Here is a 9,409-nt window from a genome sequence, read left to right as displayed (position 1 = left end):
ATAGGATATCATTTTTTTTGGTAGATGTAAATTGAAAAATGGCTCGAAATGTTCTTCTTGTATGGAAAACAGGGTTGGCAGGTATGGTACGCTTGAGAATACCTATTGTCATTATTGGTGCTTTACGCTACTATATTAAGTATAATTAAGTATACAAAAACATGAAGTATACAAAAGCTTTTCTGACAGACAAAAGTTCTGCCAATACTTACAGGAATTTAAAAGAGGTAATCATCATGAGCAGTTTTGAGAAAAATCTTTCGGAGGGCAATGTAGCGAAACAGCTGATTTTGTTTTCACTGCCTTTTCTGGCATCCAACATTATACAGTCTCTTTACAGCGTGGCGGATATGCTGATTGTCGGACGCTTCAGCGGTACAACCAGCATGTCCGGTGTGAATCTGGGAAGCCAGGTAACCCTGATTCTGACGAATATCGTTGTCGGTCTGTGTGCAGGCGGAACTGTACTGATCGCACAGTATCTGGGAGCCAAGAGGCGGAAGGATATGCAGGAGACGACGGCAACATTGCTTACGACATTAACCATTGCGGCAGTTGCCATTACCGTTTTAATGCTTATTCTCAAGAAACCGATTCTTCATCTGATCCAGACACCGGCGGAATCCTTTGCAGAGGCTGATCGTTATTTGACAGTGACGGTTCTGGGATTGATTTTTATATTTGGTTACAATGTGTTCAGTGCGGTTATGCGCGGCATGGGAGACAGTAAGCGACCTTTGTACTTTGTACTGATTGCCTGCATTACTAACGTGATTCTTGACCTTGTACTGGTGGCCGGATTGAAGATGGGAGCGCTGGGAGCAGCTATTGCAACTGTATTCTCACAGGCCGTCAGCATGATCACCTGTATCGTCGTGATGATCCGCAATAACTTTGTATTTGATTTCAAACCATCTTCTTTTATTATCAAAAAAGAAAAAGCGATAAAGATTCTGAAATTAGGGACACCGACTGCGATTCAGAATGGTGTGACGAGCATTTCATTTATGATCATTACAACTCTTGTCAATATCATCGGTGGCGTCAATGCATCAGCCGCCGTTGGTGTTGTGGCCAAGTTCAACAGTTTTGCGGTGCTGCCGGCTGTGGCGATGGGGGCCTCCATCTCAACGATGTGTGCACAGAATATCGGTGCCGGCAAGTGGGACCGAGCAGTGAAAACATGCAAAATCGGTACAGTCATCGCATTCTGTATCAGTGGATGCATCTTTATTGTGGCGCAGACATCTTTCGAGCATATTTTACGCCTTTTTAATGATGAACCGGAAATGCTGAAATACGGCGTGCAGTATATCCGTACCTTCAGCTTTGATTATCTGCTGATGCCGTTTGTCTTCTGTATCAACGGCCTGTTTATAGGCGCAGGGCATACCGCTTTTTCCATGGTGAATAATATGCTGTCGGCGATCATTCTCAGAGTACCGGTGGCAGTGGTCTTTGGCCTGGTGCTGAACCTTGGTTTGACGGGCGTCGGTCTCGGCGGTCCGATGGCATCCGTGGGTGCCATTATATTGATTGTGGTGTTCCTGATATCAGGTCGTTGGAAAGAGAATAAAGCATTGTAAAGAAAATCGCGATAGGCGTATTTACAAACGCCTGTAAGAAAGGTATAATAAGAATATAGGAAGTCGGAAGGTGAATGCGCTCACCCGACCCGGCGAAATATTAGGTTAAAAAATAGCTGTCCGAGACTCGCCAAAGTACATAGGACGGCTATTTTTTATGCGTAAAATTCAGTATTGCAACTATGAGCACAGCGACAGAGACTATAAGTTGTAATTCTTTATATGTACTCATATGGCACCACCTCCGAATAGGCTCGGAACGGGTGCAGCACGTCCTCCGACTTCCATGAAATAAGTATACCATGGATAACCGGAGATGGCCATAAGTTACAGAATGGCCATAGCCTATGTAATAAAGGAAAATTCTCTCGTATAAGCCTCATACAGGATGCCGATAAAAAAACTGAAATTCCCAGATGTCCGCATTTTTGCGACACTGTGTGAAACCAGGCGGACAAGCAGTCCGAATGGAGCACACAGTGTCTGGCAAAACCAGCGAGACAGCGGAAATTTCAGTTTTTATTTTATGATACCCGTATGAACACTATTTCTGGAAGGACAGCAGCAGATCGCCGGTATTGACGCGATCGCCTGCAGCAACGTAAATCTTGTCGATAACACCGTCCTGTTTGGCAACGACAGTTGTCTCCAGCTTCATGGCTTCGAGTACGAGCAGCGGCTGGTTCTGTTTCACTTCTTCGCCTTCTTTGACGAATACCTGGCTGACTGTACCCGGAATCGTAGAACCAACATGAGCCGGGTTGGACTTATCGGCTTTCAGTTTCTTATCGGACTTAACTTCAAGCTTCTTATCCTGAACAGTGACTTCACGGACAGAACCGTTGATTTCAAAGCTGAGGACACGTTTGCCTTCCTCATCAGGTGCAGACATTTCCATAAACTTGATCAGCAGATCTTTACCTTCACCAATCTTAAGGGTTGTTTCCTCACCGCGGCGCAGGCCATAGAAGTAAACATGGCTTTCAAGTCGTGTAACATCGTTGTATGCCTGGAAATGTTCGCAGTAATCTTCATATACCTTTGGATAGAGGGCATAGCTGACAGCCTTCAGATCCAGCTGGTAATCGGAGAAATCTGAGAGATCGTATTTATCCTTCAGCATGGCCTTAACAGCGTCAAAATCGACATCCGGAAGCAATGTACCCGGACGGACAGTGATCGGTTTCTCACCTTTGAGGATCATCTTCTGAAGTTCAGGATTGAATCCACCTTCAGGCTGTCCGATCATGCCCTTGAAGTAGTCTACAACAGAGGCAGGGAATGAGAGATCCTGGCCAAGTTCAAAGATATTGTCTTTGTTCAGACCGTTCTTCAGCATAAAGATAGCCATATCACCGACAACCTTGGATGTAGGTGTAACTTTTGTAACATTGCCGAGAAGCTCGTTGGCCTGTCTGTACAGTTCTTTGATTTCTTCAAACTGATTCTTCATACCCATGCTTTCAACCTGGGCGAGAAGGTTGGAGTACTGACCGCCAGGAATCTCGTACTTGTAAATATCAACGTTTGGTGCGTTCATACCGCTTTCAAACTGTTTGTAAACCTTGCGGACTCTGCCGTAGTAGCGGCCAAGTTCACTGAGTTCATCAAGATCAAGGCCTGTGTCACGGTCTGTACCCTGCAGGGCAGCAACAACAGAGTTCATGGATGGCTGACTGGTCAGTGTGCTCATGGATTCAATGGCCAGATCGACGATATCAACGCCGGCTTCTGCAGCCATCAGGACAGTTGCAACACCGTTGCCTGTAGAATCATGTGTATGAAGGTGAACCGGAATCTTCAGTTCGGACTTCAGCGCACCGATCAGCTCTTTGGCAGCGTATGGCTTCAGAAGTCCGGCCATATCCTTGATGCAGAAGGTATGGATACCAAGTGCTTCGAGTTCTTTGGCTTTCTTGACATAATAATCCAGTGTGTATTTCTTCTCGTTTGGATTCGTAACATCGCCTGTATAGCAGAGTGTACCTTCGACAATCTTGCCTGTTTTCAATGCTTCTTCGATTGGCATCTTCATATTCTCAACCCAGTTCAGGGAGTCGAAAATTCTGAAAATATCGATGCCGGCTTTGGAGGAAACATCAATAAAGTTCTTAACCACATTATCCGGATAATTGCTGTAACCAACGGCGTTGGATGCACGCAGCAGCATCTGGAGCATAGTGTTCGGCATTCTCTCACGGAGAATTTCGAGACGCTTCCATGGAGATTCCTTCAGGAAACGATAAGCGGTATCGAATGTGGCACCGCCCCAGCATTCAACGGAATAAGCATTCTGCATAAATGCATTGGTTGCACGGGCTGCACCGGCGAGATCCTTCGTACGCATACGGGTTGCCATCAGGGACTGCTGGGCATCACGCATGGTTGTATCTGTCACGTATAATTTCTTGTCATTCAAGATCTTCTGAGTAAAGTCCCTGGCTCCAAGCTTTAAGAATTCATCTCTGGCACCATAAACCGATTTCTTCTCATCGAACTGAGGAATTTCACGATTTTCATAAAATGGTTTGTCGCCGCCGGTTGTATTGACGATTCTGTCACCCAGGAATTCGATGATCTTGGTTGCACGGTCCTGGCTGCGCTGCAGCTGGAACAGAGAAGGTGTTTCTTCTATAAAAGTGGTGTAGCACTGGCCGGCTCTGAATGTCTCATGGTTGATGACATTGATCAGGAAAGGCACGTTGGTCTTGACACCTCTGATACGCAGTTCCTTCAATGCGCGGAGAGACTTGCGGATGGCACCGTCAAATGTACGGTCGTGTGTGATCACTTTTACAAGAAGACTATCGTAATATGGAAGAATCTCAGCGCCTGCATAAGCGTTGCCGCCGTCAAGACGGATACCATTGCCTGAACCGGAACGATAAACAGTGATCTTGCCTGTGTCCGGAAGGAAGTTATTGGATGGATCCTCTGTTGTAACACGAGTCTGGATCGAGAATCCCTGACACTTGACAGCATCCTGGGATGGAATATTGATCTCAGGGCTGTTCAGCGGATAACCTTCGGCAATGAGAATCTGAGAAGCAACAATATCGATGCCTGTAACCATCTCGGAAACGGTATGTTCAACCTGGACACGAGGGTTCATCTCAATGAAGTATGGATTGCCTTCCTGGTCCACAAGGAATTCAAGTGTACCGGCATTTCTGTAGCCGACCTGCTTGCAAAGCTTGATAGCGCTGTCGAAAATAATCTGACGTGTTGATTCAGGAATGCTGAATGCAGGGGCATATTCGACAACTTTCTGATGACGACGCTGCACGGAGCAGTCACGATCGTAAAGGTGAACAACGTTGCCGTAATTATCTGCAAGCACCTGTACTTCGATATGCTTTGGTCCGCGGATGTATTTCTCGATGAAGATCTGGTCATCACCGAAAGCCTTCTTGGATTCATTGCAGGCTTCGCGGTATTCCTTCGGCATATCTTCAGCGCTGTTGACGATACGCATACCGCGGCCGCCGCCGCCGTTGGAGGCTTTCAGCATAACCGGATAACCGACCATCTCAGCAACTTTCATGACTTCTTCTTCTGTCTTCAATGCGTGATCTACACCAGGGATGATCGGAACACCGGCTTTGATAGCCATCTGTTTGGAAGAAATCTTATCACCCATGGCATTCATGATGTCCTCGGAAGGTCCGATAAATACGATGCCGGCTTTTGCGCAGGCCTCGACAAAGTCCGGATTCTCAGAGAGAAAACCATAGCCCGGATGGATAGCATCAACATTTGCCTTCTTGGCAATTTCAATAATGCCCTTGATGTCCAGATAAGCATCAACAGGACCTTTATTTTCTTTCAGCTGATAGGATTCGTCTGCTTTGGAACGGAAGAGGGCATAGCGGTCTTCCTTGGAATAAATACCGACGGTTGTAATACCCAGCTCATTCAGAGCACGATAAACACGGATGGCGATTTCGCCTCGGTTAGCGACGAGAACACGTTTGAATGGTTTGATTTGTACTTCTCCCACTTTTGAGAAACCTCCTTCTTTAACTTTGCAAATACAATCTGAAATCCCCTTATTTTCTATCGTACAAACAGCAGCATGAATGCAGACTGTCGTACGGAGTGTATTGCATACATATATTTTTACTATACGATATGGTTTGACTAAATGCAAGTGTTAAATATTAAACATTCAAAAATGTGATTGGATATCAAGAAAAATTCATAATTGCTCCGAAAAAAATGCAATATTCGACAAAATAGAATTCGTTTTGGAAACGTTTACAAAGGAAAATAGAAAAAGTGGTATAGAATAAAACTATACCACGATAAAACATCAGTATTGGAATAATTGTTCCATATAGCTTACAATATGGATAGAGTGTTGAGAAACACTAACTGTATCAGATCTGTCAGATATCGGCCATTCAGGCAGCAGATTTTTGGGATTGTACAGTTCGGTTCGTCAGATGTTCCGGGCGGCTGTGATCAGATTCTTCAGATGCGGTGAGAGATGGCGGCTGGATTTCCAGATCAGGTCGATCTCCGCAGGCAAAAGGCCCGGTACCGTTCGTTTCACGATATCGCTGCTTTCTTCCAGTACATGATCCAGAAGAAAAGCCGCGGTTGTGTTGGTTGCCACCAATTGCTGGATAGTTGCCAGCTGATTGGTGCGGACAATGATACTCGGCTTCAGATGAAGGGTTTCATAATACTGATTGATGCAGTGGTCGAGGAAAGTATCTTCCGGCAGCATGGCCAGAGGCAGTTGATCCAGGTCATCGGTTGTTACGGTATCTTTCTCAGCCAGGGGATGCATGACGGACAGATACAGGCAGACGTTGACATGACGCAGCGCCACATGGCCGATGCCCGGAGGGAGCGGTCCGTTTCGGGTGATAATGGCCGCATCCAGAGTGTGATCCATGATTTTGGAACGATTGGCCAGAGAACCATTCTCCATGACCTGGATATGTGTACCGGGAGAACGGGCATAGAGGGTTCGAAGGAGATCTGTGAAGACGAGAGAACCGCTCATGGCCGGAAGACCAAGGGTCAGTGTTCTGTCGGTTGTAGACATATGCTTCATATTGGTTGTCAGCTGCTCGGCCTGTTCCAGAAGCTTATCTGCCTCATCCAGGAAGTAGCGACCCTCCGGAGTCAGTTCCAGACCGCGGCTGCGCCTGGTGAACAGACTGACACCGAATTCACGCTCCAGTTCCTTGACCGCATTGGAGAGACTGGGCTGGGAGACATGGAGTTCGGCAGATGCCCGTGTGATATTGTTGTATTTGCAGATCGTCTGGAAATATTTCAGCTGTATAAGTGTCATGGAAACCTCTCTATCATAATGTATGCCGTCCGGAACGGAGGCATCATCGGCCGTAATGAAATGGTGGACAGGAAAACATTGCTTTAAGAATCATTATAAACCAGGAGGTGTATTTTCACAACGATAAATAAAGCGAATCCTGACAGAAAGGGATTCGGATGGGAAGAGAAAGGAGATTATAGAGATTATGAAAGAGTTATGGGAATTATTTATTGTGTTTGCCAAGATTGGCGGATTTACTTTCGGCGGCGGCTATGCGATGCTGCCGATTCTGCAGCGTGAAGTTGTGGAGAACAGAAACTGGGCAACGAGTGAGGAATTGATGGATTATTATGCCATCGGTCAGTGTACACCGGGTATTATTGCTGTTAATACCGCGACATTTATCGGGTATAAGCGCAAGGGCATTATCGGCGGTATTGTGGCGACTATCGGATGTGTTTTCCCTTCACTGGTCATTATCATGATCATCGCCGCATTCATTAACAGTTTTACACATATTGTCTGGGTACAGCATGCCCTTGCAGGTATTCGTGTCTGTGTGTGTGTCCTGGTGCTGGATGCCGTTATCAAACTGGCGAAGAAGTCTCTGATCGATGCGGCGACGTATCTGATTTTTGCGGCTGTTGTGATTCTGTCACTGTTTACCGATGTTGCATCTTTTGTATGGATCGTATGTGCCGGAGCAGCAGGTGTGATCATCAAGACTTTGATGGAACGTTCAAAAGCGCAGAAGAAAGCATAGGAGGGATGAAATATGTTGATATTTAGACTTTTCTGGGAATTTTTTAAGACAGGACTTTTTGCCATTGGCGGCGGTCTGGCAACACTGCCGTTCCTTTATGATATGCAGGCTGCGACAGGCTGGTTTACGCTGGATGATATTTCCAATATGATTGCTATTTCGGAATCCACACCGGGACCGATGGGCATCAATATGGCTACTTATACAGGTTTTACTTCCATGGGTGTTTTAGGCGGTATTGCTGCGGTGGCCGGACTGGTAACACCGTCTATTATTATCATTATTATTGTGTCGAATATTCTGGAGAAATTTAAAACGAATAAATACGTACAATATTGTATGTATGGCCTGAGAGCCGCATCCGTGGGTCTGATTTCTGTGGCAGGACTTCGTGTGGCTGAGGCCGCGTTTCTGAGATCACAGCTGTTTGCAGAAACAGGATCGTTGACGGATCTCTTCAATATTAAAGCGTTTATATTTGGCGTGGTGCTGTATGTTGTTTATAAGAAAACAGGCAAGCATCCGATCATTTATATTCTTGCATCTGGTGTAATTGGTGTTATACTTAGTATGTAGGGGGAAGCGAGCCTGAGCGTATGGTTTCAGGCACTGCGATTATATTTAAAACAAAGACCGACATGATCCGGGGGTAGTAGAAAGGATGACGTCGGAGTGAGGAGGAGATTATGAATTATAATGAAGTACTTGCGAATGCAAGAGAGAACATCGGCAAGTTATGTAAGGCCTGTCCGGTCTGCAATGGTCTGGCATGCCGCAACACCGTTCCGGGTCCCGGAGCCAAGGGTGTCGGCGATACGGCCATTCGCAATTACCAGAAGTGGCAGGAGATCAGAGTGAATATGGATACATTGTGTGCGCCGAAGGCAGTGGATACATCCCTTGAACTCTTTGGAAAGAAGTTCAAGTATCCGTTTTTCGCGGGACCTGTAGGGGCTGTGAACCTGCATTACAGCGATGCATATGATGATGTTTCTTATAATAAAGTCCTTGTTTCTGCCTGTGCAGAAAATGGCATTGTTGCTTTTACAGGTGACGGTACGAATCCGAAGGTGATGGAAGCGGCAACAGATGCGATCGCATTGGCCGACGGCATGGGGGTTCCGACAGTGAAGCCGTGGAATCTGGATACGATTCGTGAGAAGATGGATCTTGTGAAGAAGTCCGGTGCTTTTGCAGTGGCTATGGATGTGGATGCAGCCGGTCTGCCGTTCCTGAAGAATATGGATCCGCCGGCAGGCGGCAAATCCGTCGAGGATCTGAAGGCCATTGCAGAAATGGCCGGTGCGCCGTTTATCGTGAAGGGCGTTATGACAGTGAAGGGTGCATTGAAGGCGAAGGAAGCGGGAGCAGCAGCCATTGTTGTATCCAATCACGGCGGACGTGTACAGGATCAGTGCCCGGCAACAGCAGAAGTTCTTCCTGAAATCGTGAAGGCTGTCGGCGGCAGCATGAAGATTTTTGTGGATGGCGGCATTCGAAGCGGTGTGGATATTTTCAAGGCACTGGCACTTGGTGCAGATGCAGTTATTATCGCCCGTCCTTTTGTAACAGCTGTTTACGGCGGTGCCGAAGAAGGCGTGAAAGCCTACATTGACAAACTGGCCGGAGAACTGGCAGATACGATGGCTATGTGCGGTGCATTCAGTCTGGATGAGATTACACCGGATATGGTTCGATAAATGAATAGGATGATAAATATTTCCAATAAATATTAGCAAAAATGTCAAAAAAACATTAAAAAATGAATAA

Annotated in this window: 6 protein-coding genes; 4 read left to right on the top strand and 2 right to left on the bottom strand. The window is 46.3% G+C overall.

Annotated features, from left to right (window positions below):
* Window positions 1–161: 161 nt before the first annotated feature.
* On the top strand, window positions 162–1,586 hold the full coding sequence (locus WMO25_RS10140) for an MATE family efflux transporter (RefSeq protein WP_349085200.1): 1,425 nt from the start codon (window positions 162–164) through the stop codon (window positions 1,584–1,586).
* A 544-nt stretch (window positions 1,587–2,130) separates the two neighbouring features.
* Here the strand turns inward: WMO25_RS10140 and WMO25_RS10135 are convergent.
* Together WMO25_RS10135 and WMO25_RS10130 are read right to left on the bottom strand one after the other, a co-directional pair.
* Entirely contained in the window at window positions 2,131–5,586 is a 3,456-nt protein-coding gene (locus tag WMO25_RS10135) for a pyruvate carboxylase (protein ID WP_349085199.1), read from the bottom strand.
* 441 nt (window positions 5,587–6,027) lie between these two features.
* Window positions 6,028–6,894, bottom strand: coding sequence for a LysR family transcriptional regulator (locus WMO25_RS10130; protein ID WP_349085198.1), 867 nt, complete (start codon window positions 6,892–6,894; stop codon window positions 6,028–6,030).
* Window positions 6,895–7,081: 187 nt separating this feature from the next.
* Between WMO25_RS10130 and WMO25_RS10125 the strand changes: the two genes are divergently transcribed.
* From WMO25_RS10125 to WMO25_RS10115, 3 genes are all read left to right on the top strand, one after another.
* A complete protein-coding gene (locus WMO25_RS10125; protein ID WP_015514948.1) occupies window positions 7,082–7,639 on the top strand; it encodes a chromate transporter in 558 nt (185 codons plus the stop codon).
* A gap of 12 nt (window positions 7,640–7,651) precedes the next feature.
* Window positions 7,652–8,215 (top strand): chromate transporter, encoded by a 564-nt coding sequence (locus WMO25_RS10120; RefSeq protein WP_349085196.1) that lies wholly within the window; start codon window positions 7,652–7,654, stop codon window positions 8,213–8,215.
* Between the two features lie 110 nt (window positions 8,216–8,325).
* The gene (locus WMO25_RS10115) at window positions 8,326–9,339 is read left to right on the top strand and encodes an alpha-hydroxy-acid oxidizing protein (protein ID WP_349085195.1); all 1,014 of its coding nucleotides are present in this window, start codon (window positions 8,326–8,328) and stop codon (window positions 9,337–9,339) included.
* Window positions 9,340–9,409: the final 70 nt, after the last annotated feature.

The sequence above is a fragment of the Coprococcus intestinihominis genome, from assembly GCF_040096555.1.
Classification (GTDB): Bacteria; Bacillota; Clostridia; order Lachnospirales; family Lachnospiraceae; genus Coprococcus_A; species Coprococcus_A intestinihominis.
The sequence above is the reverse complement of the archived record's forward strand: the minus strand, read 5'-3'. Positions and strand labels throughout refer to the sequence as shown.

Coding starts and splice junctions, on each gene's coding strand:
- WMO25_RS10120 (WP_349085196.1), top strand. CDS start 7,652: ATGTTGATATTTAGACTTTTCTGGGAATTTTTTAAGACAGGACTTTTT.
- WMO25_RS10130 (WP_349085198.1), bottom strand. CDS start 6,894: ATGACACTTATACAGCTGAAATATTTCCAGACGATCTGCAAATACAAC.
- WMO25_RS10125 (WP_015514948.1), top strand. CDS start 7,082: ATGAAAGAGTTATGGGAATTATTTATTGTGTTTGCCAAGATTGGCGGA.
- WMO25_RS10140 (WP_349085200.1), top strand. CDS start 162: ATGAAGTATACAAAAGCTTTTCTGACAGACAAAAGTTCTGCCAATACT.
- WMO25_RS10115 (WP_349085195.1), top strand. CDS start 8,326: ATGAATTATAATGAAGTACTTGCGAATGCAAGAGAGAACATCGGCAAG.